Consider the following 25,160-nt stretch of genomic DNA (forward strand, 5'->3'; position numbering starts at 1 on the left):
GGCTCCTATAATAATGGAGCGGCCAAACGAAGTACCGTTCCAATGATTCTCTTATAAAAAGGAAGGGAATGCATATACTCAAGGGTTATCTCTTCCGATAACTCAAAAGTTTGCTTTACATCTTCGCTTACTACCTTGATTACTGAAGATCCATAAAACAAGATACCATTCTCGAAATGCAAGAAAAATGACCTGTAATCCATGTTGATTGTCCCAATGATTGCAACCTTGTCATCAGATACAAACATCTTTGCATGAATAAATCCTGGGGTGTATTCAAAGATCCTGACCCCGGCCTCAAGCAAAGCTTTGTAGTTATCCCTGGTAACGGCAAAGACGTACCATTTATCGGGAATATGGGGAGTAATGATGCGAACATCCACCCCACTCTGGGCTGCAATCTTCAAGGCAGTTATCATTTCGTTGTCCAAGACCAGATAGGGAGTGGTGATCCATACATAATCCTTGGCCATATTTATAATCTGTATATAGGCATTTTCTGCAATATTCTGATTGTCCAGGGGACTATCTCCGAAGGGTTGGACGAAACCATCCATTTTTCCTGAATAGGTTGGCCTGAATAGGGAAAAATCATAGGATCGATGGGTTGAAAAAGACCAGAGCTGGAGAAACATGACACTTAGGTTCCACACTGCATCGCCCTTGAGTTTAACCGCAGTATCTTTCCAATGGCCATACGAAACTTTCCTGTTCGCATATTGATCGGCGATATTCACTCCGCCCGTATAACCTATATTCCCATCAATGACCAAGACTTTTCTGTGGTCCCGGCTATTCAACCTGCTATTTACATGGATCCCCATAGGATTGAAGGCTACTGCATCCAGTCCCAGAGCGCGAAGTTTGCGTTCATAATGGGAAGGGACATCGACCATCGATCCCACATCGTCGAACATCAGAAAGATTGTCAGGCCTTCTCTCTTTTTCTCCAAGAGGATGGCAAGGATGGCATTCCATACTTCCCCTAAACCAATAATAAAAAATTCCAGAAAGATGAATTCCCTTGCCTTCTTCAATTCCTCAAGGACATCGAGCACCCAATCCTCACCCGAAGGAAAGTACTGAACCTCAGTATTACCCCAAAGAGGAAAACCACTGATATTGGCTATGTACTGTCCTTGGCGGGCAAGATTTGAGTCAAAGGAGGCTAAGGCTTTCATGGGCAGACCGTCGTGTGCAGGAACCTTTTCCATACCTTTGCTGCACAATTCATTGTATTCATGGAACCAGCGAACCATAACCATATTCATTTTTCTGTTGCCAAACAAAAAATAAAATATACCGCCATACAAAGGAAATATCATGAATATCAGCATCCAACCTATTTTATAGGCAGGATTGACATCACTGGTAACCACATATAAGGCCATCACTATAGAAAAAGTAGAAAAAATTTGTATCCATAGGGAATCATGTTTGGCATAGCCAAGAACACTTACCAAGACTCCAATCTGGAAGAGGACGAGGATTATGGAAATAAACAATCTTCCTGTCAGAAATTTAAGCAGTTTACGCACCTATACCAACCCTCCCCTCGAACTGTATGAGTATATCATAGGGAGAATGGCTAGGCAAACAGATGCCTTTTTACAAGGATGTGTTAATCCAAAGATCTTAATCATGTAGGGAAAACTCACACCCACAATAGTTTTGGCGATATAGGTGCATTTCCTTACTCATTACCAGACTTCTGTCAAAACCACCCTTTTTCTTGAAATCGATGGCTTCAAATGAGGGAAATTGTTCCCCAACCTTGAAAATCATCTTGCTGTTCTTGAATCTGCTGACCGTCAAAGTGGTACAGAAATGGGAAAAGCCCAATTCCTCGGCTTTCCTTGAAGCTTCCCTGAGATTGAAGAGGAAACACTTCTCACAACGGGCGCCTCCTTCTTTTTCTCCTTCCAGACCTGCAACTTGGGTAAGCCAGGCCTCATGATCCTGTTCTTGCCTGATTACCTGCAGATCAAAAGCTTTGGCAACCTTCAGCAATTCCTCAAATCGTTTATCAGCTTCACTCGAAGGAAAAATATTGCTATTGCCAAAAAACAGCACAGGTTTCCATCCTTCAGCGATAAGTCGTTCTATACTTGCGGTACTACAGGGCCCACAACATGCGTGGACCAGTATTTCTTTCTCATTCATACCGATACTGTACATCCACTGAATTTCTCTTGCAACCGTTTACCATAAAGGATACATTTGTCATGCTATGGTTTTAAAGGAGTGTTGGTATGAAAAATAATAGAAATCCCGGACTTTGGCTGTCCATGATGGCTATACTTGGCATTATGCTGCTGCATATTTCTGTTTTGCAAAAAGTCTTGCTGGTTGTATTATTTCTCGGGGGTCTTGTATTTTGGAAACGCAGCCTTATTTATTACATGCAGGCAAACAAATACGTAGTCGACCCTGACAGCTCCAAATGGGCGAAAGCCTGGCCTTTATACCAGAAAGCCATAAAGAATGGATTGTCAACCAGTTATACAGTAACAGCAGCGAGCATGTACTTGCAAAGAGGTGACCATACAATCGGAAAACAGATTCTTGAAAACTATCTGGCAAAAACAGAAAAAAAGAAAGATGCCACTCTAGTTGCCATTGCAAAGACAATGGTCTCAATGGCTTATTGGATAGAGGGCGATCTGGATAAAGCTATCGAGACGGTCAGTAACGTATATGAATCAGGGTACAAAGACAAGAATCTCTATATAAATTATGGAACCTATGTATTGGAGAAAGGAGATATTGTGACGGCCCGCCGTTTGGTAGAGGAAGCTACATCCTTCGAGACCACCAGCCCGGGAATTTTTGATAACCGCGGTTGGTTGTATCTACTTGAGGGAAACTGGGAAGAGGCTATTCCCCTGTACACACAATTGGTGGGGAAAGGCCCTAAATTCCCTGAGCCTTATGTACATGCCGCCCAGATCAAAATCCACTATGGCAAGGTCAAGGATGCTCTTGAATTGCTTGACCAAGCAATTGAGGCCCGGTTCTCCAATACGTCTGGAATGAAAAAGAAAACGATTGAGCTAATCCGCGATAGGCTTGCAAATCCGGAAACAAGAATGGCGGCCGCCAGGGAAATTGACAGGAATACTGCTATTGTGGCAAAAGGAGAAATTCCTCCACAAATCAATGATACCTACGAAAAAACTGAAGAAGCAATTCTTCCAGGTTTTGCAAAAGAACCTGAACAGGAAAAGACCGTTGAAAAGATTATTACCGTCGAAGGTGAAAGACTTCCGAATACTGAACTGACCGAAGCTGATATCGAATATGCCAAGAAGCATAACCTGGAATAGAAGACTTATAGCCATTTCACTACAGATAAAAATACGGGTCACCTTTCGGTGATCCGTATTTTTAGTATAGTGTCTTTTCCAGGTAATTCTAATATGTCATATTAAACAAGAATCCCCATACGATGGAATCGACTGATTGGTCCCAGCCTCCATACAAGGTAATGGGTAGTTTTCTTATCCCCAACAACGAAATATCTGTATGGAGCTCAAGCCCCATCGACATTGCAGGAAGCCATCCCATATTCTTTTCATACCAAAGGAAATTGAAATATGTCGCGAGAGAAGAATTTTCCAAGATGACAAGTTCAGCAAAAGAAGGCAGAAATGAAGTAGGCCTGATTCCTACCGTACAGGCTGTAGCTACCAAATAGTTTGTTGCATTGGTTGAGACTGTCAAATCATGACCTTGAGAAAGGATTGCACTGTTATTGGTCCTGAAGGTATCGGAAAGGAAGAAGGGCACATTGCCATTACCATCCAAGGCAAGACGCACGGAAGTGGAGAAATTTATAAAAATTCCAGACAAGGTTTGTTCAAAACCAAGGTCAACACCGGTGTCCATAAACGGACGGAAGGAAGAAAAGTCTCCCAGGATTTTATAATTGGTTCCAACCTTTATTTTTGATACATTCCAGCCAGGATTTTCTGGTAGCACATACAACCCTTCAACACCGGCATTGAACAGAAATACATTGTCACTCCAAGGGCCTGCCACAATGGCAGAGTTTGGATTTGAAAGCATTTCAAAACCTTGCAATACGGATAGCCTCATTTGATCATCCAAAAAGAGAAACCTACCTTCCAGGTGTTCACTGCCATATAAGGAAAAACTTTGGGAGGTTGAGTCATACACCGTGCTTCCCACAAGCGAAGCCTTGAAATGATCGAACAGATAATATTCCGCATTCACCTGAAGAGTGGGGCCAACTGAGGATTGGCTGTTTGAACTGGACTGCAAGGCCATTCCAGCAATGGAGGTCAAGGAAAAATCACCAGCACGAAGAGAATATTTCAACCCCATGATAGTGTCATCCTTCAAAAAGGAAGTATCCTCAGAGGCAAAATTCGAATCCACCCCTATGCCAAGTATCTGGTAGGGAAAATACTGCTTGATGTGGGAATAGAAACGATAGGAATCTTGTGCATTCTTGATATTCTGATCCATTTGAGTGACTTCAGAAGTATAGTCAGCTTGCCTGACTGTTTTATAAAGGCCTTGCAATGCATCCTTTTGGAGTGCAGCCGATGCGTACCCTTTTTCTGAAAGTTGTTTTACGGCACTAAAATCCATAAAAGAGACATTTTCCACGCCACAACGAATCCATACAACATCAGAAAGATGTTTCTTGAGTTCTTCGACCCCTACCCTACGTTTACCGATGTCAAACGCAACATTGAGTGCCGTAAGAGGATTACGAAGATTAAGGGTGTCCACATTATAAAATGTCGTAGAAACGATAACAGAATCAGCATAATTATACGCAATATCCAAGGGGACGATGTTGGAAATACCTCCATCAACCAGAAGATGCCCATTGAATTCCACAGGAGGAAAATATACAGGCAAGGCATAGGCTGCGGTCATGGCCGTATAAAAGTTTCCTTCCGATATCTGTACTTGACGCTTGGTAACCAAATCTTCCGATACTACGATTATGGGAATTTTCAGGTCCTCCAGCTTCAGGTCAGGGCCAAGAAATGAGGCTAGTTTCGCGACGAAGCGTGAGGAATCAAGAAGTCCTCCCTTAAGGGGAAGAGTGAAATCAAACAAGGATTGCAAGGAAACACTTGTAATTGCATTCAAAATCTGGTCAGGGGTCATTCCTGCTGCATACATCAGGCCAACAATGCTTCCCATGGAATTGCTTACGATAAAATCAGGGACTATCCCTTGTTCTTCAAGATATTTCAGAACTCCGATATGGGCAAAAGCCCGTGCAGAGCCCCCAGAGAGAACCAACCCGATAGGCGACCGTAGTCCTTTCGTCCTCTCAAGGATACGTTGCCTGAACTGGGCATCACCATATTGAATGGGAATGTCAGCTGATAGGATATCTGTGGTGGCATTTGTTATTTCAGGGATGTCAATTGTTTCCGCTAAGAGAACATTGCCGCCCAAGGCAACCATAATGAAGAGACAAAGCATCAATCTGATTCTTTTCACAGGATCCTCCGAATAAAGATACTGTAGTACAGAATACACCAAAAAACAATCTTTGCGAACTATGGCCTTTTTTCCAAACGGGTGTTGCTTTTTCCAAGGGGATTTGTTAACATGGTCAACGCTGATGCCGGCGTGGTGAAATTGGTAGACACGTCAGACTCAAAATCTGATGGATGCATAATCCGTATCGGTTCGATTCCGATCGCCGGTAACTTTTAAGCCCTTGACTCTATGAGTTGAGGGCTTTTTTTTGGCTCAACTCATTTTCTTGTGGGATGCAGAGAAAAGACTGAGGTCTGGAAAGGTGTTGGATTGGAAAAAGGGACGGCATTCCGTTATGCTTGAGTTGCCGCACTTAAACAAAAAGTTGGCAAAGAATTCGTCACTGGCTCCGAAGTAGTGAGCAAGACGCAGTGCGGTATCCATTGAGAGTTTTCTTCTGTTGCCCAGAATCTCATGAATACGCCTTACTATAATGGGCTAGGAAAATAAGCCAGATTCTTTTCAAAAATAAACTATTCTATAACCATGGAGAAACGGAGACGGTGAACCAGATAGCGGCAAAATACAAGTTGAATCCTCAGATGGGCAGCCAATGGAACCGAGAATTCGTCGCCCATGCGGGGGATGTCTTCGGCCATCACAAGAACGGTGAGGTGAAGCTCCGATGGGAGCTGCAGGAAAAGGAAGCACGGTATCGGGAGATCATCGGCCAACTCCGTTACAATCTGGATTTCCTTGAAAAACTTCTTGACGGATATAAATTGGCATATCCTTTCCGTATCCTTAACTCTTTATCATGCATGAAGTATACCTTAAACACGTATATACGAAAACAAGGTATATAATAAACATTGATATCAGGTAGTATAGAAATATTCTTTATGCTTTCCGATCTTTAGCCTTGACAGAGGACTTAGCACCAGTAAAGACTACAAACAATACATTCTCATTTGTACACGGGTGTTTAAACAACCTTACAAAATGGGCAGAAATTAGAGAAGGATCAAGAAAATGAAATACTATGTATTGGAAGGCACGTTTGCAAAAAATCTCCCTGAAAAAATTGAGTTGCAAAAAATGATAGACGCACATCTTGAATATTTAAAACTCGGATTTAGTGACGGATCAATACTTGTATCTGGCCCCAAAACAGGAGTAGGCGGTGGCATTATCGTTGTTAAATGTGATGATATTGAAAAGTTCTGCAAGAATGATCCACTGGTTCAAGCAGGTATTCAGGAGTATCGAATTACGGAGTTCAAACTGCATAATTGCCAAGATTATCTTAAAGTTTGGTTTGATTCAGTAAAATAATCCAACGGAATTCAATTGTTACCTAGCACTTTATTCCATGGCTATTTTCGCCTTGAATTCGTTGGTAAAGGTTCTTCTTTGCTTGCCCCTGTTGGTATGATACCTCCATATCAACAGCCAGGACAACCTGCTCCCCCATATTCCCATGTTCTATCCTGTCTCATATCCTGGGCTCATTGAATCGGTTGGACGCCCTGAAATTAAGGCCTTTGTATATGTTGGGGAGTTTTGGTTTCCTTTTTCGGTTATGGCGAAATTTATTGCCATGCAGGATTTCAAAATCAGAGAAATCATACAGTCCAACTAACGATTATGTCATAAAAAATAGAACCTTACTTTTATCGGCCAGGCCCTATGGTTGACTCAGGCATGAAGGAACTTTTGTTTTCCCATCGTCTGTTCGTAAGTCGGCAGTGAATCTATTTCTTTCTTGATAACCAACTTCTCGGCTTCCAAGGCGACTTTTGTCTGCAGATTGGCAAAGTATTCGTCACTGGCTCCGAAGTAGTGAGCAAGGCGCAGTGCGGTATCCATCGAAAGTTTTCTCCTGTTGGCCAGGATTTCCTGGATACGACTTACCGGTACATCAATATCCTTTGCTAGCTTGTATGCACTGAGGCCAAGGGGAACCATGAACTCTTCCTTCAGAAATTCCCCGACCGTCAAGGCTGGCATGTAGTTATCCATTTCGTCCTCCTAATGGTAGTCGACTATCTCGACTTCGGTCGCGATACATTCCGTCTCATTCCAGACAAAACATATTCTCCATTGGTCATTGATCCTGATGCTGTGTTGACCCTTGCGATTTCCCTTCAACTGTTCCAATCGGTTTCCCGGAGGAACATTCAGGTCACTGGTCGTCATGGCAATATCAATCGACCAGAGTTTACGCCTGGCAACAATCTGGATTTCCTTGGAAAACTTCTTGATGAAGTTTGATTGGAATATCCTTTCCGTATCCTTGTCGGCGAAACTCTTTATCATGCATTTAATATACCTTAAACGCGTATATACGTCAATAAGGTATATCAACAGATAATTGCATTGGCATAGAAGCAAAATCCAGACAAATCGACTGCCAGTGTTTTCAAGAGCAATGGTATTTTGCCACCATATTTTCACTGGAACCCATGTGCCCTCTTTGTGCCCATTCCTTGATATACATGCTCTATTTCATGAATGCAAAATACCTGTTTGGTAATGCAAAATAGAGATTTTCTGATAATAAATAAGAAGAGGCGGTCAATCGCCGGTAACTTTTAAACCCTTGACTCTTTGAATTGAGAGCTTTTTCTAGACTTAGTGCCAAGAGCGGGTATGCAAATATCTTGGAGACCTTCCAAGACTCTGTTTTTAGTTCATGGAACTCGCTTCTCCAAGGAATATGCCTACCCTCTTCTCGTTTCAACATAATTCCCATAACGAATTTGCTTATAGAAATATATCAAGGAATCGTTTATTCAGAACTTGCCTTGATCCAACTTCACCAGATTTCGGCATTGGTATTTTTCATCACAATACTACGGTTCTTGATGTCAATCAGGCCTTCGTCTTTTAATTTCTTCAATTCCCTGAACAAGGAAGGCCTTTGAACCCCTAAATAATCTGCAAGTTCTCTTTTACTGATTGGGAGAATAATGGTTGAGGATTTTTGTATGATTGATTGTTGCCTTACGTAGGAAAATATGTTTTTCCGAAGCGTGCTTTGGGTAAACATTGTAATTCTTCGATTCATGCTTTGGGAATTTTGCGACAAGGATTTTACATAGTGCAGGACAAAATTGTAGTCATGCAAATAGTGTGATACCGCTTCCTTGGTAATGTGAAGCAATTTGCAGTCAACCAAACAATATATGTTCAACGGATAGGCATGATTTTCTCCAAACAATAAATTTGCTCCGATAATGCTGTTTTTTGGGAACTCGAACATCGTTGTTGCCGAACCGTTTTCTGATAAAGAGTAAGCAATAACGCTACCTGATAAGACAACATCAAGTGTATTGCAAGATTCATTTTGATTATGAATTGTGGCCCCTTTAAAATAGCTTTGCATATATAGTAAATGGTTTTCTAGATGTGTCTTTAGAGTATCAATCCCTATTTTTGAAAACATAGGTATCAGTTGTATTTCTTCTGTCATCATGGAATCCACCTCTTTCAAATTATTATTGTAAAAAGAAACATTGGTGTCTATATGGCAAACTGACAGTGTTACATAATTTTACAGTCAATAAATACATGAAGGAGAATTTACATGGATGTTTTTACACTGACAATGTGGATAGGTACTGCTATATTCCTCATTGTTTCTTTTGTAAAGGATACGGGAAAAACCAGGCAAGCACTTAAAATGGCCTTTGGTATGGGAAAGGGAATGTTAGGAAGTATTTTGTCAATTATATTCCTTATCGGTTTGATATTGACTATCCTGCCACCGGAAAACATTGCTGACTTTGTTGGGAATCAATCATTAGTTATAGCAACTATTGCGTCTGCCGCTTTCGGTACCATAACCCTCATCCCCGCGTTCATCGCATTCCCACTGGTAGGTACGTTGGTTGAAGCCGGTATCAGTGTTGTCCCTGCCGTTGCATTCTTGACTACCTTGACAATGGTTGGCATTGTTACTTTTCCACTTGAAAAACGTGAATTTGGATTAAAATTCACGGCCGTAAGGAATGGCTTGAGTTTTGTATTTGCAATTGCCATTGCATTGATTATGGGGATGATCATATGAAATTCATTAAAAAAATAAAAGAGAATTTATTTGTTATAACTATAGTAATTGCATATATAGCAATGTTTATTGCACGACCGGATATGGGCATCACTTCCATAAAGAACAGTATCTATTACATTAGGGAAATGCTCATGATAATGCCTGTAATATTTGTTCTTACGGCACTCTTGGATATGTGGGTTCCCAAAGAAAAAATCATGAAATATCTAGGCAAGGAATCCAAGGCAAAGGGTGTCGTGCTTTCATTCGCACTTGGCAGTGTATCGGCAGGACCTATATATGCCGCATTTCCCATGTGTGTCATGCTCCATAAGAAAGGGGCTTCTATCAGAAACTTGGTTATTATTTTAAGTTCCTGGGCAGTAATCAAGATTCCCATGTTATTGAATGAAGTAAAGTTCTTGGGAATGAAATTTATGGTTATTCGTTGGATTTTGACAACAATGGCAATCATCATTTTTTCTTGGATTACTGCAAGAATTGTCAAGAATGCAGACTTACCTCAAACAGAGGAAGTGCAAAAGGGACTTTCGGTAAATACAGGTGCTTGTATGGGCTGTACTCTATGCACCAAGAATTATCCAGACCTTTTCGGAATGTATAACAAGAAGGTTTTTATCAAGTCTCATGATGGTAAAATTGATAGGAAACAACTTTTGCATACCATAACCTCCTGTCCCGTAAAAGCAATAGAGTATGGTGAGGATGTAAACTAGATCGTAATAATAATAAAACAGGTTGATAGTTTATTTTTCTGTCAGTCTGTAAGACCACAAGTAACCAATATATTTATCTGGAACTACTATTTAATCACAAGGCTAATGTTTTTTCTTTATATCGTTTTTGAAAATTTTAATCGCTTTTCTCTCAGATTTTACATAAGTGAAATCTTTATTGCCCTTGCCTGGTTTCTCGTTATGAAAATAATTATGATGGGAGTAATTATACGTATTTGTGTAGGATTCAATCATTGCAAGAGCGCAGCCCGTAGCAATTACACCGGCAATCTTGTCCGTTTTTTCTTTCACTTGCTCAATCAGGTTGGTTAAATTGGCTCTTGAACAAATACTCAATCTTACACAAAGTATTACTCCATCAACTTTCTTAAGCAACCCCATGAGACCAGAAGCATATTCAAGTGGGGGTGCATCGATAAAGACATAATCATAACTATTCTTCAATGAATCAAATTGTGCCATATAGTTTGTCTGGGAATAAAACACAGAAGGAATGACAGCCGTTCTTCCAGGGACCAAGACATTGAGATTCTCCAATTCCTTTATCGGGGTTATTCTTATAGTATCCAATGCCTTCCCTTTTTGGATTTGCTCAACATATCCCGTCAAGTCATGTTTCAGACTAAAGAATTCTCCAATGGAATGATTTTTCAAATCGCCATCGATTATCAATACCCTATACCCCAAAGAGGTTAAATAAAGAGCTATATTACAAGTAAGATTGCTTTTCCCTTCATTGATATTGCTGCTTGTTACCAAGAATACTTTCTTGTCGCTGTTTTTCCCATATAGTAAATTTGAAACAATTGCTTTATAGCGTTCTGAAATATAGCTTTCAGGATTTTTATAATGGGCATGCAGGTATTTGTTTTTATCTGAACCCTTTTTCATATCAATAAGTGGAGTCCATCCAAGCAAAGGTATATCAGGACTCGCTATTTTTTTGATATCGTCAAGTGAGTGAATCCTATCGTCTTTCATCTGAAGAAAGAGACATAGCAAGACACCTAAGGCTCCTCCAAGCAGTATACTTACAGCCAATATAAGAAGGGAGTTGGGGCTTATTGGATAGATAGGAATTTCGGCAGCAGTTACAAGCTTTACATTATTGTTCTGGGCAGTGGCGGAAAGCGTTATTTGCTCCAAAAGAGAATTCAACTCTTGTCTGATGGCTACAAGGGAATCGACATCACTTTGCAACTTGGAAAGATCTTTTTCCAAAATCGGCAATTGGTTGAAATCCTGTTCAAAAGTTTCGATCGTTTTCGTAATATAGACAACATCCACTTCATTGCAGATTTTCTCAATTATAGTAAAACAATAGTTATCTATATTACGATAATAAGCTTCATAATTCTCATTAAACTGGATTATTCCGGTTTTCTTGACAATCGTTCTTACTCTTTTCATAAGCTGTTTCTTGGATTCAGCCATTTGAGAATTTAATTTGATTATTCGCTTGTTTACACTGTTGTTATCAGCAGAAAGAGTTGTTGCATTGCTATAATCCTTGTTTGAAACAACATCATATTGAATCAATTCATTAAAAGCCATTCCGTAGATTTTCAAGATTTCTTGAATACCCTTATCATTTTTGTACACTTCGAAAGAAGGCAATCTATTATCATATACAGCCTGGAACCCTTCCAAAAGGGCTTTACTCTTGACAATCTGAAGCTGCAAAGGTTTTTTCCTCATTTGCAGGTAGGAAATGTGATTCACTAAAGAGGCTGTGTTGTTTGAAAGAAAATCAATTCCGGTATTTGCCTTATAATCAAACAGTTTATCATTGGCATCATCCAATTGCTGTTCAGTAGCCGGTATCTGTTCTTGCAAGAATGTGATTTGCGCTATCTTGGAATCCTTTCCATAGGTAGAAAGCATTTCATTGAAATTTAGAGCTATTGCATTTGCGAAATCTGCCGCAAATTTTGGATTCTCATCCGTTATTGTCAGTTCAACGATATTTGTATCTTTAAAATTATTGATTGCCGTTTTATCCTTTAGTCCCCCAAGAGCTGAAGGTTCAGAATACGGAATTCCCTTGCTATTCAGATAGGTTGAAAGATCCAGCCTATTGGCGGCCGCTTCCAAGTCGGTGATATTGGTAATCAAATGAATTTCAGTGGCAATATCATTATCGGAATTAAAAAAATTGTTGGAAAGAATCTTATCAACCGTTGAAGTCTTGGTAATCGGCTCGACAATCATGGTAATGGTAGTCTCATATTCCTTGACGGCAAAATGTAGATACACAAGAGAGGAGGCAACAGACAAAATCAAAAACAATATAACTATATACAACCTGTTAAAGACACTTTGAAATAATTCCTGAAGACTAATTCCTTCTTCAAAATCCGTAGTTTGCATGTTTTACCTGTCCTCACTCAATATTTTCTCTCGTTGTCTATTTCCTCTATCGTTTCAAAAGTTTTCATCAAACTGCGTCAAAACAACCTTACCAACTTGCAATCCAGTTGAGCTTGCCCGCTTTCCGATTTCTCTGGAAACCAAGGTAAGGAGGTATATTCTTTAAACTCACATTTGATGACTTGAAAAAATGCCTGGAATCGACATTTTTATGGCATAAGAGATACTTCGCCCATACTTTATACATAGTAACATAATTAATTACAAAGAAGCAAGTAATTCATATAAATATATATAAATAGATTGTTTATAAAACTGCAAACATCACCTAATATGGAGAAGCTGAGCATCAAAAGTCTGCAAGCTTCAGGTACATGCGACATTGCCCTACGAAAACACCACCAGAAGGCACCTACTTCCCTGATTATTCCGGGACCATTCTGAAAAAAGGATTATCTGTCATTCAAGAACAAAGACAAGGTTTAAATATTCCCTGTCAGCCAAGAATAGACTATAAAGCAAGGAGAACAACTGGAATCTTTTGAAATTAACCTATTTTATTGTTGTTTTCGTAGGTAAAAAGAAGCAAACTATGAGCAAAACAAATGATAGTCGTCATTGGGTATAAGGGAGCACAGGATTGGACATAATAAAAAAATCCCCATTCCGATTTATTTCAACAATCCTCTTATTGCTATTTTTATTAGTATTGGGGTTCCTCCATTCATTCACTGTCTATCATGCCCTCATTGAGTTTGCCATCATTTTTGTAAGTGTATCGATGTACGACATGGGAACCAAAACCCCTGAGTATTTCCAGAATAGAACAATACATACTATCAGTATTTACTTTTGCGGCATTGCCCTTATGGAAGCAATGCATACACTTGCCTTTATTGAAGCAAGTAATGGACAAGCAGGCTTCCAGAACAGATCCTTGCAATTAATGGTAGCCGCAAATATCCTCAGAGTCCTTCTTCTTTGTTCAATACCTATCATCCAACACACTCATATATCCACCAAAAGGATGTGGCTCGCAGTAATCGGCTTTTATATACTCGTATTTGTAAGTATTCTAGCGGGAATCTTCCCAGACTGCTACACAGAGGAAGCAGGAACAACCCTTTTCTTTTCTTTATCGCAATATGCTGTTGCTGCAATCACTCTACCTGCCTTATTTACGGTAAAAAATATATTCAGGCATCTTAAGGATCAACCAAAGTCCTTCATTGCATTCACTCCAATCCTTATCCTGTTCTCTTCTCTCTCTTATGCCTTAAGCAAAAATTCGATGGATAATCTTTTCATTTTTGGTGATTTATTCAAATTCATAGCCTATGGGGTATTATGGACACTTATCCTGGACGAAGGATACCTCAAGTCCTATAAAAAGAAATTCCAACAGGCTTATGATAATTCGTTGAGAGATCAACTTACAGGATTATATAACCGACGATATTTTGAACAGAATTTTGCCAAGCTTGTAAAAAAGCAGACACAAAGGCAAGTCAGTCTGGCAATGTTTGATATCAATGGGCTGAAGCTTATCAATGATGCCTTCGGTCACCTAGAAGGTGATAAATTGATATCTTCCTTTGCATCAACACTTAAATCGAAATGCCAAGACGATTTGACACATGCAATACGTCTTGGTGGCGATGAATTCCTCATGATTTTCTATGACAACTCCAGTAATCAAGTTCGTGGAACCGTAGACGAAATCATATCGACCTTTTCGAAAATGAATGAAGGAAAAATCCCTTATTCCACTTCCTATGGATTCTCTTTTTCGGATGATGATACCGACTGGGCGTTAGAAGATTTGTTCATCAAGGCAGAAGAGGACATGTACCGTTTCAAACTGCAATACAGTCCAGTAATCAAGGCAAAAATTATCGAGCAGACAATACAAACGGTATATACGACAACGAGCTGGGAAGAATCCCATAGCCGTAATGTTGCCCAATTGTGCGAAGAAATGGCAAAAGAACTACATTTTTCCAAAACACACAGGGAACAAATGTTCGAAGCCGGTAGATTGCACGATATCGGAAAAATCAACATTGACAAATCTATTCTGGAAGCTCCGAGACCATTGACCAGCAATGAAGTGATAAAGTTACGGCATCATTGCGAGACAGGATATGTAATTTTGAGTTCAGTAAACAAATATGCACAGATAGCAGATTACATCCTGTATCATCATGAAAGGTTTGATGGCAAGGGTTATCCACTGGGCTTATCCGGCGACAAAATTCCTGTTGAATCAAGAATCCTCGCAATTGCAGATGCTTTCGATGAAATGACAAGTAAAAGGCCCTACAGGATGCAAGCATTTACCAGAGAAGACGCCGCAAATGAACTCCTGAAAAGTTCGAATAGCCAATTTGACTACTCTCTTGTACTTACCTTCATCGAACAGGTCCTCAAATTGGAAGTTGCCTCGATTATGAGTTAGCTTTCTGAATTTGCGTTTTCCATTCCTTGTTCCCTACAAACCTAACGTTCGATTAATGGTTTTCTCATACTTTGCTTACATCTCCCTTGAATTTTTACTATATACCTCATTACATAATGATTATTCGTATACAGAACATATCCAAACGATTCGGATCCACCATAGTCCTTGACTCTCTGGATCTGGAGTTTGATAGTGGCAAGTTAACCACCCTGCTGGGGCATTCCGGTTGCGGAAAGACCACCCTGCTCCGATGTATTGCAGGCTTGGAAGTTCCTGATGCCGGTGAAATTTATTTCGACGAACAATGCGTCTTCTCTTCCTCAAGACAAATCAATGTACCTTCGGAACAACGAAACCTAGGATTTGTCTTCCAGGACTTTGCCCTCTGGCCCCATATGACAGTATTCGAGAACGTTGCCTTTGGCCTTCGGGCTCATAAAGATACCAGAAATTTATCAAAGAAGGTCAACCAAGCCTTGCAGGCAGTTGGTTTACAGCAATATGGACAACGCTACCCACATGAACTCTCAGGAGGACAACAACAACGCGTTGCCTTTGCACGGGCTATTGCCGTTACGCCTTCCTGCATATTGTTTGATGAACCCTTATCAGCCCTGGACACCTTGCTTCGGGAACAAATGCAACAAGAATTACGGACGTTGATTACTGAACGAAACCTAACGGCCATCTTTGTAACCCATGACCAAAGAGAGGCCATGAGCATAAGCGATACCATCGTAGTCATGAAAGATGGACAAGTAGAGATGCGAGGCACCCCACAAGAGGTCTATCGCTATCCTTGTTCAGGCTTTGTAGCAAAATTCCTTGGCCCAGTGAACTGGTTCGACAAAGAACACCTGATTCGCCCAGAAGAATTATTACTGAGGGATACCCCTATTGCAAAGACCTCATTGGCCCTTCCAGTCCTTGCCTGCACCTATCAAGGAAACTGTTACAGGGTCCAGACAGAACACCAAGGGAAACCTTGGCTTGTCATGACTTCCAAACCTTTTAAAGCGGGAGAAAAACTCACAGTATATTTCGATGAACGCCAAATTATTGCCTTGAAGGAGAAAAATGCATGAAGAAACGCATGACACTGATTATGTTGCTGGTCGTGATGGGGGCCTTGTCGGCTTTTGCCCAAGGAACAATTGAACAGTCAAAGAACCAAACGGGATTATCAGGGAGCGTCGTCGTCTATTGCCCCAGCCCCAATACCCTGGCTAACAAGATTGCCTCCGGTTTTGAAACCAAGACAGGGGTAAAAGTAGAGATGTTTCAGGGAACTACCGGGAAAATCAATGCAAGACTGGAAGCAGAAAAAGCAAACCCAGTTGCAGATGTCGTTATCCTTGCATCCTGGCCGGACGGAATGAAATTGGTTGACCAGGCATTATCCTACGATGCAAAAGATGTAGCCAAAATGCAAAAAAATTGGGTCGACCCAGAGCATAAACTCTATGGATACAGTGCCTCAGCCATAGGGGTAATCTACAATACCACCATCTACCCGACGCTCTCTGCTGATTGGAAGGATTTCGGCAAGGCTCAATACAAAGATGCCATCTGTATGCCAGACCCGCTTTCTTCGGGTTCCTGCAAAGATTTCATCACCGGACTGGTAAACGTATATGGCGATGAAGGTTGGCAAACCCTTTCTTCCTGGAAAGCAAATGGACTTATGATCCCCGGTGCAAATTCAGCGGCCCTCGAAGCTGTTATGACTGGTTCCAAGGGTATTCTTCTTGCAGCAGTCGATTACAACGGCTATGCAGCAATCGCAAAGGGAGAACCTCTTGGACTCTATTATCCAGAAGGGGGGACTGTCATCAATCCACGTCCTGCCTTTATCATGAAAACTTCCAAGAATCTGGACAACGCCAAGGCTTTTATGGACTATTTGCTCTCAGATGAAGCCCAACAGATGATTTGTGATGCCTACCTGTTGCCTGGAAGAACCGATATCAAGGCAACCAACCGTGCGAATGTGTCAGATATCAAGACAGTCGACTATGATTGGGACTGGATGTTGGCCAACTCTTCCTCAGTCTTGGATCAATACTCAAAAATAATGGAAGCTAAATGAAAAAGGCCCTTTCCTTGCCACTATTGGTGCTTCTTGCACTAATGGTGGCCTTTCCTGTAATCACGATATTTGCCCGATCCATACTATCTGATGGAAAACTCGACTTGGCAAGGCCTCTGGGTATCATATTGAAGAGCGAAAATATCGAAACTATCTTAAATTCCTTGAAACTGGGACTTTACGTTGTCATCACATCGACGATCCTCGCATATCCTTTGGCCTATTTACTGGCGAAAACAAACTTTGGATTACATTCCTGGTTATCCATTGTCTTGTTGATTCCCTTCATGACTCCTCCCTATATAGCCTCCATGGGATGGATCTTATTCATGCAGAGACGAGGATTGCTGGAGCAACTGATTCCGAAGGCCAGCATCCTTGAACCAGTCTTTTTTTCCTTTGGGGGAATCGTATTGGTAATGAGCCTGCATGTCTTTCCTTTTATGTTGAACTTCATTCGCAATGCAATGGTCAGGATACCCTCAAATCTTGAAGAAGCAGGATCAATGCTGGGAGCCGGTAAAACCTACCGGACAAGAAAAATAGTGCTTCCGTTGCTTGCAAGCGGATATGCCTTGGGAGCTCTGTTGGTATTCGTCAAAACCCTTTCGGAATATGGTACCCCGGCAACATTGGGATTACGGATAGGCATGAAGTTCTTCACGACCCAAATCCATCGAAAAGCAACCTATGTACCCGTTGACTTTGCCAGTGCAGCTTCACTTTCCTCCCTCTTAGTGGGAATTTGCCTCATGCTATGGCTCATACAGGACACCGTCACAAAAAGAACCTCCTATGCAACGATCGGTACCAAAGGATCCCAAATAAAACTACGATCCTTGGGCAAAATTGGGACCCTGGTCGGTTGGATGTATATTCTCTTAATCCTACTTGTTTCCATAGGCATTCCCTATTTCTCCATCCTCACGACCAGCCTCATCAAACTACGGGGGTATGGTCTTCAGGCAGGAAACTTCACCTTGGATCATTACAGAGAACTTTTTCTGGATAACAGAGAAGCCGTACAGGCCTTAAGGACCAGTCTGGGACTTTCCTTTGCCTCTGCTACCATTGCCTCTCTATTGGGTACAATCATAGCCATTTCCACCTACAAGGAAAAAGGAATCATTTCCAAAGGTATCAACACTTTGGGACTCTTTCCTGAAATGATTCCCAATATAGTGCTGGTCATCGGCCTCATGATATTCTGGAATATACTTTCTAGATGGATTCCACTGTACAACACGTTGGGCATACTGATCCTGGCCTATGTAATCATGTTTCTCCCCTATACAATCCAGTATGTAAATGGATGTCTCACCCAGATGAATGATCACCTCTTGCAAGCCGGACGGGTATTCGGAGCCTCTCCGTTCTATGTGATGAAACGAATTGTCCTACCCCTTGTTGCCAGAGGCAGTCTTACCGGTTGGATAATGACGTTCATCATCTGTTTTCGGGAATTGGTAGCCTCTTCCTTGCTAGTTCCCGTCGGACGTTCCACAGTCTCGACGTATATCCTACGGGAATTCGATCAGGGAAGCGTTTCGCTGGGCATGTGCATGGCTGTCATCTGTGTATTGTGCACCACTTCCATACTGCTCATACTTGAACGAATAACCAGGAAGGGACAGCAAAAATGAAAATCTTTTGCGCCGGGGGAGTTTCGGAACACGGACGGACTTGCTTTCTGGTAGAAACGGACCATCAATCTTTCTTGCTTGACTGCGGCATCAAAAAGGGAGCCACGACAGACTACCCTTTGCTTGAGGATCAACAGATAGCCAAACTTTCCCATGCCTTCATCTCCCATTCCCATGCCGATCATGCAGGAGCCCTGCCTTGGTTATTGGAGCATGGATTTACCGGCTGTGCAGTCATGAGTGCCAGCACACGAGACCAGATTTCTTTCGTAGGCTACGGAATGTTCCTGCCTTCCTTGCCAGGAAGCCTTTCCCTTGGCCCAGATTTTTTTGTCGAATGGGGAAGAAGCGGGCATTGTGAAGGGTCTCTCTGGTTTCGATTTACCTTGGAAGGACTCATCCTCTTGTACAGTGGGGACTACTGTGAAACCTCCCTCGCCTATACTTGCGATGCATTACGGCTACAAGAGGCAGACCTTGCCATCCTGGACTGTGCTTATGGCAAGAAATCCATCAAATTGGAGACCAGCACTGCAAAGCTTAGAGCTTTAGTCGAAAAAAACGCCCAAAAGGGTTATAGCACCTTATTTCCAGTACCGCAATTTGGTCGTGGCAACGACCTGAAGATATTGTTCAAGGACGAACCCTCCGTAGCTTTTTTCCAGGATCCTCAATTAAGGAAACCCCTTCCCAAGGAACTTCTTGGATCACGAATCATATTTACAGGTACCCTTGAAAAAGGAACCCGTGCGTATGGAATGATCAAAAAGCACCAGGCCAAGCTGGTATATTATCCGGTTCACATGAATTTTGAAGAGGTGAAACTGCTTGCCGCCCGCAATATGTTCAGGCAAATCATCATATTCCATGGGGAACGATCCGCTTTTGGAAGAACTATTCCACCCCGGTTCCTTCTCCCAAGACCAGGCGACAGCCTACCTGTCCTGCCCTAGGATTTCCAGGAACAACTTGATCAACAACTACAAGGAAATAACAAAGGATTGCTTTTGGGGAACTCCGATAGCTTTTTTTGTAGACAGAATAGAGTGAAAACTACCCATAGGCAGGGAACAAACTACAAAAGCTTCACCCTTGTCTTCTTCAATCATACTTTGTTATAGTAAAAACCATGTTCAAAATACTGTTCGTATGCCATGGAAACATCTGCAGAAGCCCCATGGCAGAGTTTGTAATGAAAGATCTGGTCAACCGACAAGGACTTGCCAATACCTATCTTCTTGCCTCTGCAGCAACCAGCAGAGAGGAAATAGGAAACACCATGCATCAGGGAACAAAAGCAACACTACGGGAAAAGGGAATTCCCTTCACAGAACACCGGGCAATCCAAATATGCAAGGAAGATTACACCACCTATGACTTGCTTCTTGGAATGGATACCAACAACCTGAACAATATGCAACGTATCCTAGGAGCAGACCCCCAAGGAAAAATCCATCGATTATTGGATTTCACTTCTTCTCCGCAAAACATTGCGGACCCTTGGTATACGGATGACTTTGAGGCAACGTACGAAGATGTCCAAAAAGGTTGTCTGGCCCTGCTCTCACACCTTACCAAAACAGGGCAGAAATAATCGTTGCAGGCATCTGCTTCAGAAAATAGTAACTTCTATCGCCTTCTCGGAAAACCTTGACGGAGAGAAGCCTAGGTTATATTATCTATTTAGAATTATATCAAAATAGAGGCTGTATGGGATTTCCCGAAACAATCAAGGCAATTGCAGATCCTGCCAGAAGAGAAATTCTTCTTATGCTCAAGACAGGGAGACTTTCAGCAGGAGATATTTCTGCAAAACTGGAAAACCTGTCAACACCGACGGTCTCCTATCACCTCTCGCAGCTGAAAAAAGCCTCGCTGATACATGAAACAAAATACAAAAACTTCATTTATTATGAATTGAACGCCTCGGTCTTTGAAGAAATCATGATTTGGTGCGCTCAGTTCAAGGAGAAACCTGACCATGAAACGCAAGAATAACTGGACCTTGCTTGTAACAACGGCGATGTGCCTGCTCCCTATGCTTTTGACTGCCTTCCTCTATGCAAGATTGCCTGAGCAAATAGCCATCCATTTTACCTTGGACGGAACGCCCAATGGGTTTGCCAGCAAGGCTTTTGCAGGCTTTATCCTTCCCCTTATTCTTGCAATCGGCAACCTCTTTTTTCAGATTACCCTGGACAATGACCCAAAGAAAAACAACGGACAACCTTTGCGTTCGCTTTCCAAATGGCTATTCCCCTTTATGAGCGTCCTCATTGTTCCCATGATCTTATTCATTTCTCTCGGCTACAAGATTTCTGTCCAGACCTTCGTACCTATCTTTTTATCCCTTCTATTCATCATCATTGGCAACTACCTGCCAAAATGTAAACAAAACTATACGATAGGCATCAAACTTCCCTGGACACTTTCCAATGAAGAAAACTGGAATCGAACCCATCGCCTGGCAGGCTGGATTTGGACAATAGGTGGAATCATCATCTTGGTATCCGGTATTGCAAATTTCATGGTCGAAGTTATCGGTGGTATCGTACTTGCTTGCATGATCGGAATACCTACCATATATTCCTTTGCCTTGTTCAAGTCAGGAAAATTGGATTAACGATACTTCTCAATATTCTGTTTGTGTTCCTCATAGGTTTTGGCCAGATGGAGTAGCTTGTCCTTCCCATGCAGATAATAGAAATAATCAGTCTTCTTTGGATAACAAGCGGCCTTGAGGGCTTCAGCAGAAGGGCAACAAATACCGGAAGGAATCAAACCGACCTTCCGCCTTGTGTTGTAGGGAGTCTGGGTTTCCAAGGCTGAGGTAGGTATCGGATTGTTCCAATCCCCCAGCTCATATCGGGTAGTCGCATCAATTCCAAGAGGTTGTCCTGAATCAAGCCGATTATAGATAACCGAAGCTATCAAGGGCATTTCCTGTTCATTCTGGGTCTCTGATTGAATCATGGAAGCAACTATCAGTATTGCATCAACTCCATATCTTGATACCATCGGGGAATCCAAAAGAGGATTAAGAGTTTTCAGCATAGCCTCATACATCGAGACAACAAGACCAGTAGCGACGCTATCTTGCTGAATTGAGTAGGTTCCCGAAAGCAACCATCCTTCTGAAAAGGAGAGTCCGTAGGCTACCTTCAAGTCTTCTGCAGCTTGCAAGAAATCCCCTGAGGAACAATATCCCCGGTTCTCCAGGTACTCGTCAATCGAGGCAAGGGTAAAGGCAGGAGGAATAACGACGGAAACCATCAGGTTACTTGCAGTAAGTTGGGTCGCTATTGTCTGGTTGTCCATATTCTCCTGCAACAGATAAGAACCACTTCTCAATACAGAGGAAAGGTTCTGGGAAACCAGGAAATCAAGCAATTCCTGCCCATTGGAAGTAACGTCGGACTGCTCCAACAACTGGCAAACCTGTCTGGCCGTCATTCCTGGCAAGATTTGGACAGCTATGGATTTTCTTTGCTGAACCGCACTACTGACTGCCTCCTTACGTAGAGGAAGGGATTGGTACGGCTTCTGTTTCCAGATAATGAAAGTCAAGAGCAATACCGCGATGCAGAGAATGGCGGCAAGAAAAAAAGAGAATAAGATCAACCGCGAACTCAAAAACTGACGATACCCCTTTCGCTTTCCGATTTTCGGAGGTTGTACGGTTTTTCGGGCAACCGATTTCAGCTCCTTTGGTTTTCTGCTTTGCACCAAGGGGCTATCGATCCTCTCTGCGGTACGGACTACCGTTTGTTTCTTGGTAACATGGTCCTTTTTGTTTACGGTACCATTTGATTTATTGACCTTATTCGCCATTTTCTCAGACGACTGGGATTTTGATTGCCTGGAGGTCTTTTCCGCTGAAGGTTCCTGAAGAGTTTTAGGTGCTTTTACCTCAGATTTTTCCGGACCACCTGGAATGGAAACAGTCATTTTCCGCGAACTTACCTGAGGCTTCTTGCGTGGAGTCGCATTTCCGATTTTGCTGACACTTCCCGAATCCAGGATTATTTTCCCACTATTGGGAAGAGCTTTCTTTTTTACTGGGGGATGCTTTTCCTTCAACGGAAGACCAAGATCCAAAACTAATTGTTCATCATCTTTTTTACTCGCCATGGTAATCCAAAACCTTCTTTGGCATCAACAATGCAATTTTCTGCCGCTTGTTTTCGATGGAAAGCTCTACTTGGCTAATCTGCCGACTAGAAGTCTCTATCTGGGCATTAAGCAATTCTACCTTTTGATTATCCAATTCTATTTGAGCCTGAAGTTCTTCTATTTTTATCATATTCTGCAATTGGAGAATATCATGTTCAAGTTGATCGATTCTTCTGAGATGAAGGGATATCTGGTCTATCAGGGAAATAGCCACTTTTCCGATGGCTTTGCTGGAAATATCGACAGGAAGGGTTTCATAGAGAGCCTTGCCAAACAGGGCCGCCATTTTATCAAGTTCCTTTCCTTGCAAGGCAAATTGGGATTTGCTTTGCTCAAGTTGCCTATGGGGACTATCGACTTCCTGGTCTTTCATCTTTGCCACGGCATTTTTATGAATTGCCAACTCTTCTGCAAGTTCCTCCTGGCGTCTCAAAAAGTTCTTAAGCTCACTCTTGAGATTTTCGGTACCCAAGCCGGGAACATCCCCCTCACAACCGATGGCTATCAAGGCTGCCCCCGCCTTGGCAAACTGAGGCAATACTTTTCTGCGTTGGACTTCAAGTAGCTTTGCAAGTACCTGGGCAGAGATCCTTGCCCTACCCCGCACGAGAATCAAGGAACTTTTGGCTTGTTGCTGGGTCTTGGCATAGGCCTTTTCCAGATTCTTGGTTCTCTGGCAATGAGTCTCAAAGAAAGGCGTACAGACCTCCAGAAGATGGTCGGCAAGGGTCTGGGCACCATACGCCTCATAGGCAATGGCTCCAAGACGGGCAAAAAGCTTTTTTTGGGGAATTTGCAAAGCTTTGATATCAGCTTCGATTTGCTTGATTTTTCTCGATCTATCCTCTAGTTGGGTAACATAGAGCTTAAGGCGTTCATATGCCTGCCTAGCCTCAATATGCCGAGCCTCCACTTCCAGGAACGCTTTATATTCCTGGTCGCAAAAGCCAAGGGGAGTCACCATCTCAATTGCTGCAACCGTTTTCCCTAAATCGGAATAGAAGGCAAGCAAATCGTTATGATGTCCCTCAATCTCTTTTTGTTTTCCAAGGATGTCAGCCTGTAGATTTCCCATACTTCGACAGTATTACAGAAACATGGGTACAGGTAAAGCAAGAAAGTACTGTAATCGAGTATGAATCATGGTGAAAAAACGCCATTCCTTGACAAAGACATTACCTGTTGGGTATTCTGAAGCCAAACTGCCCAGGGAGGGGAGAGCTTTGGTTCAGGACCAAGTAAACGACATTCCCTGGATAGCCTTGGAAGGGTTTTTTTGTGTATTGCCAGAACATCTCCCTATCCATGCAAGGTGTGACCGAATGAAGGCTTGCCCGTTACTTGGCGACTTTCAGGCGGTATCCACTTGATTGCCCAAGGTTTTATTCCTTGCTACGGGCAATAAGGCCGGCGCGACGTCGTCTGTAGGTATGGGTTCCCGCGGCCGGGAATGCATCCAAGACATTCCGTCTGGCTAGAAAGGAAACACAAAAGCCCGCACCTAATCATCTGGCATGTGCAGAGCGGGAAATCGATTATCAAGGAGACCTGTTCATGGAAAATGACAACAAGAGCACCCCTAGCGAAGAAGAGATTCTCGTAGGAAAAATTCAGGTGCTCGCTGGAAAAACGAAGGCCGATCCGCATCCCGACGAACTGGAGAAGTTGAAAAAGCTCATCAAGAAGAATGTTCCCTTTACCCTTCGCAGTTATTTCATGGCTTACCTGGTTCGTGAAATGATTGGCGCCAATACACCAAAGGGACGGACTCTTGCACCAAAGCGTGAAACTCGGGCACCTCAACCAAAGAAGGCCCCGAAACCCCAAGCTCCGGCTGCAAGGGCCAAGGAATCAACACCTGTACAGGCCAAGGAAACTGAGGAACGGGTGCTTCCAGAAGGAGCACGTACGCTCTATCTGAACATTGGCAAAATGAAACGATTGTATGCAAAAGAACTCTCCCTGCTCTTGCAGACCGAACTGGAGATAACCAGGGAAGATATCTTTAGCATTCGTATCCACGACAAGTATTCATTCATCTCAATGAGTGAAGAAAACTGTGAAAAAGCCATCGCAAAACTGAACGGTATGGACATCAAGGGTCGAACCGCTGCTGTCAGTTATTCCAACAAGGAGTAAG

The 25,160-nt window shown here is 42.3% G+C and carries 24 protein-coding genes and 1 tRNA gene; 16 read left to right on the forward strand and 9 right to left on the reverse strand.

The annotated features are described in order from the left end of the window. Positions 1-5 precede the first annotated feature (5 nt). Positions 6-1,538, reverse strand: a complete 1,533-nt coding sequence (gene cls / locus ACHZBG_RS03255; RefSeq protein WP_320128010.1) for a cardiolipin synthase — start codon at positions 1,536-1,538, stop codon at positions 6-8. Between the two features lie 97 nt (positions 1,539-1,635). Next, positions 1,636-2,163, reverse strand: coding sequence for an epoxyqueuosine reductase QueH (locus ACHZBG_RS03260; protein WP_320128011.1), 528 nt, complete (start codon positions 2,161-2,163; stop codon positions 1,636-1,638). Positions 2,164-2,252: 89 nt separating this feature from the next. Here ACHZBG_RS03260 and ACHZBG_RS03265 point away from each other — a divergent pair, with 89 nt between their 5' ends. Continuing rightward, the gene (locus tag ACHZBG_RS03265; protein ID WP_320128012.1) at positions 2,253-3,326 is read left to right on the forward strand and encodes a tetratricopeptide repeat protein; all 1,074 of its coding nucleotides are present in this window, start codon (positions 2,253-2,255) and stop codon (positions 3,324-3,326) included. Positions 3,327-3,414: 88 nt separating this feature from the next. Here ACHZBG_RS03265 and ACHZBG_RS03270 read toward each other — a convergent pair whose 3' ends face one another. Further along, complete coding sequence (locus ACHZBG_RS03270; protein ID WP_320128013.1) at positions 3,415-5,490, reverse strand: patatin-like phospholipase family protein; 2,076 nt, start codon at positions 5,488-5,490, stop codon at positions 3,415-3,417. 126 nt (positions 5,491-5,616) lie between these two features. Here ACHZBG_RS03270 and ACHZBG_RS03275 point away from each other — a divergent pair. From ACHZBG_RS03275 to ACHZBG_RS03285, 3 genes are all read left to right on the forward strand, one after another. Continuing rightward, positions 5,617-5,701, forward strand: a tRNA-Leu gene (locus ACHZBG_RS03275). A 334-nt stretch (positions 5,702-6,035) separates the two neighbouring features. Next, entirely contained in the window at positions 6,036-6,338 is a 303-nt protein-coding gene (locus ACHZBG_RS03280; RefSeq protein ID WP_320128014.1) for a hypothetical protein, read from the forward strand. A gap of 166 nt (positions 6,339-6,504) precedes the next feature. Continuing rightward, on the forward strand, positions 6,505-6,807 hold the full coding sequence (locus tag ACHZBG_RS03285; RefSeq protein WP_320128015.1) for a YciI family protein: 303 nt from the start codon (positions 6,505-6,507) through the stop codon (positions 6,805-6,807). 363 nt (positions 6,808-7,170) lie between these two features. Here the strand turns inward: ACHZBG_RS03285 and ACHZBG_RS03290 are convergent, their stop codons facing one another. From ACHZBG_RS03290 to ACHZBG_RS03300, 3 genes are all read right to left on the reverse strand, one after another. Then, a complete protein-coding gene (locus tag ACHZBG_RS03290) occupies positions 7,171-7,494 on the reverse strand; it encodes a HigA family addiction module antitoxin (RefSeq protein ID WP_320128016.1) in 324 nt (107 codons plus the stop codon). Between the two features lie 9 nt (positions 7,495-7,503). After that, positions 7,504-7,791 (reverse strand): type II toxin-antitoxin system RelE/ParE family toxin, encoded by a 288-nt coding sequence (locus ACHZBG_RS03295; RefSeq protein ID WP_320128017.1) that lies wholly within the window; start codon positions 7,789-7,791, stop codon positions 7,504-7,506. A 499-nt stretch (positions 7,792-8,290) separates the two neighbouring features. After that, positions 8,291-8,950: a Crp/Fnr family transcriptional regulator gene (locus ACHZBG_RS03300; protein ID WP_320128018.1), complete on the reverse strand. Its 660-nt coding sequence runs from the start codon at positions 8,948-8,950 to the stop codon at positions 8,291-8,293. A gap of 111 nt (positions 8,951-9,061) precedes the next feature. Here ACHZBG_RS03300 and ACHZBG_RS03305 point away from each other — a divergent pair, with 111 nt between their 5' ends. After that, complete coding sequence (locus ACHZBG_RS03305) at positions 9,062-9,544, forward strand: permease (RefSeq protein WP_320128019.1); 483 nt, start codon at positions 9,062-9,064, stop codon at positions 9,542-9,544. Next, the gene (locus ACHZBG_RS03310) at positions 9,541-10,263 is read left to right on the forward strand and encodes a permease (protein WP_320128020.1); all 723 of its coding nucleotides are present in this window, start codon (positions 9,541-9,543) and stop codon (positions 10,261-10,263) included. Before ACHZBG_RS03305 ends, ACHZBG_RS03310 begins: the two co-directional genes overlap by 4 nt. Before the next feature lie 102 nt (positions 10,264-10,365). Here ACHZBG_RS03310 and ACHZBG_RS03315 read toward each other — a convergent pair whose 3' ends face one another. Then, the gene (locus tag ACHZBG_RS03315) at positions 10,366-12,573 is read right to left on the reverse strand and encodes a GNVR domain-containing protein (protein ID WP_320128021.1); all 2,208 of its coding nucleotides are present in this window, start codon (positions 12,571-12,573) and stop codon (positions 10,366-10,368) included. A gap of 790 nt (positions 12,574-13,363) precedes the next feature. Between ACHZBG_RS03315 and ACHZBG_RS03320 the strand changes: the two genes are divergently transcribed. From ACHZBG_RS03320 to ACHZBG_RS03355, 8 genes are all read left to right on the forward strand, one after another. Further along, complete coding sequence (locus ACHZBG_RS03320; RefSeq protein WP_320128022.1) at positions 13,364-15,112, forward strand: HD domain-containing phosphohydrolase; 1,749 nt, start codon at positions 13,364-13,366, stop codon at positions 15,110-15,112. A gap of 116 nt (positions 15,113-15,228) precedes the next feature. After that, positions 15,229-16,200, forward strand: coding sequence for an ABC transporter ATP-binding protein (locus tag ACHZBG_RS03325; protein ID WP_320128023.1), 972 nt, complete (start codon positions 15,229-15,231; stop codon positions 16,198-16,200). Further along, positions 16,197-17,204 (forward strand): extracellular solute-binding protein, encoded by a 1,008-nt coding sequence (locus ACHZBG_RS03330; protein ID WP_320128024.1) that lies wholly within the window; start codon positions 16,197-16,199, stop codon positions 17,202-17,204. Before ACHZBG_RS03325 ends, ACHZBG_RS03330 begins: the two co-directional genes overlap by 4 nt. Then, the gene (locus tag ACHZBG_RS03335; protein WP_320128025.1) at positions 17,201-18,847 is read left to right on the forward strand and encodes an iron ABC transporter permease; all 1,647 of its coding nucleotides are present in this window, start codon (positions 17,201-17,203) and stop codon (positions 18,845-18,847) included. The genes ACHZBG_RS03330 and ACHZBG_RS03335 overlap by 4 nt, the downstream gene beginning before the upstream one ends. Then, positions 18,844-19,800, forward strand: a complete 957-nt coding sequence (locus tag ACHZBG_RS03340) for an MBL fold metallo-hydrolase (RefSeq protein WP_320128026.1) — start codon at positions 18,844-18,846, stop codon at positions 19,798-19,800. Before ACHZBG_RS03335 ends, ACHZBG_RS03340 begins: the two co-directional genes overlap by 4 nt. A gap of 176 nt (positions 19,801-19,976) precedes the next feature. Beyond that, positions 19,977-20,441 carry a low molecular weight protein-tyrosine-phosphatase gene (locus tag ACHZBG_RS03345; RefSeq protein WP_320128027.1) on the forward strand — a complete coding sequence of 155 codons (465 nt, stop codon included), beginning with the start codon at positions 19,977-19,979 and terminating at the stop codon, positions 20,439-20,441. Positions 20,442-20,557: 116 nt separating this feature from the next. Further along, entirely contained in the window at positions 20,558-20,845 is a 288-nt protein-coding gene (locus ACHZBG_RS03350; RefSeq protein WP_320128028.1) for an autorepressor SdpR family transcription factor, read from the forward strand. Beyond that, a complete protein-coding gene (locus ACHZBG_RS03355) occupies positions 20,829-21,470 on the forward strand; it encodes an SdpI family protein (RefSeq protein WP_320128029.1) in 642 nt (213 codons plus the stop codon). Before ACHZBG_RS03350 ends, ACHZBG_RS03355 begins: the two co-directional genes overlap by 17 nt. Here ACHZBG_RS03355 and mltG read toward each other — a convergent pair. Next, positions 21,467-22,978 carry an endolytic transglycosylase MltG gene (gene mltG / locus ACHZBG_RS03360; protein WP_320128030.1) on the reverse strand — a complete coding sequence of 504 codons (1,512 nt, stop codon included), beginning with the start codon at positions 22,976-22,978 and terminating at the stop codon, positions 21,467-21,469. The two genes, ACHZBG_RS03355 and mltG, sit on opposite strands and share 4 nt — an antisense overlap. Further along, a complete protein-coding gene (locus ACHZBG_RS03365) occupies positions 22,968-24,095 on the reverse strand; it encodes a hypothetical protein (protein WP_320128031.1) in 1,128 nt (375 codons plus the stop codon). Before ACHZBG_RS03365 ends, mltG begins: the two co-directional genes overlap by 11 nt. A gap of 67 nt (positions 24,096-24,162) precedes the next feature. On the opposite strand from ACHZBG_RS03365, the gene ACHZBG_RS03370 reads away from it, so the two are divergent. Together ACHZBG_RS03370 and ACHZBG_RS03375 are read left to right on the forward strand one after the other, a co-directional pair. After that, complete coding sequence (locus tag ACHZBG_RS03370) at positions 24,163-24,390, forward strand: hypothetical protein (protein WP_320128032.1); 228 nt, start codon at positions 24,163-24,165, stop codon at positions 24,388-24,390. 184 nt (positions 24,391-24,574) lie between these two features. Continuing rightward, the gene (locus ACHZBG_RS03375) at positions 24,575-25,159 is read left to right on the forward strand and encodes a DbpA RNA binding domain-containing protein (RefSeq protein ID WP_320128033.1); all 585 of its coding nucleotides are present in this window, start codon (positions 24,575-24,577) and stop codon (positions 25,157-25,159) included. The last annotated feature ends 1 nt before the right edge of the window (position 25,160 follow it).

Source organism: uncultured Sphaerochaeta sp., assembly GCF_963676625.2.
GTDB lineage: Bacteria > Spirochaetota > Spirochaetia > Sphaerochaetales > Sphaerochaetaceae > Sphaerochaeta.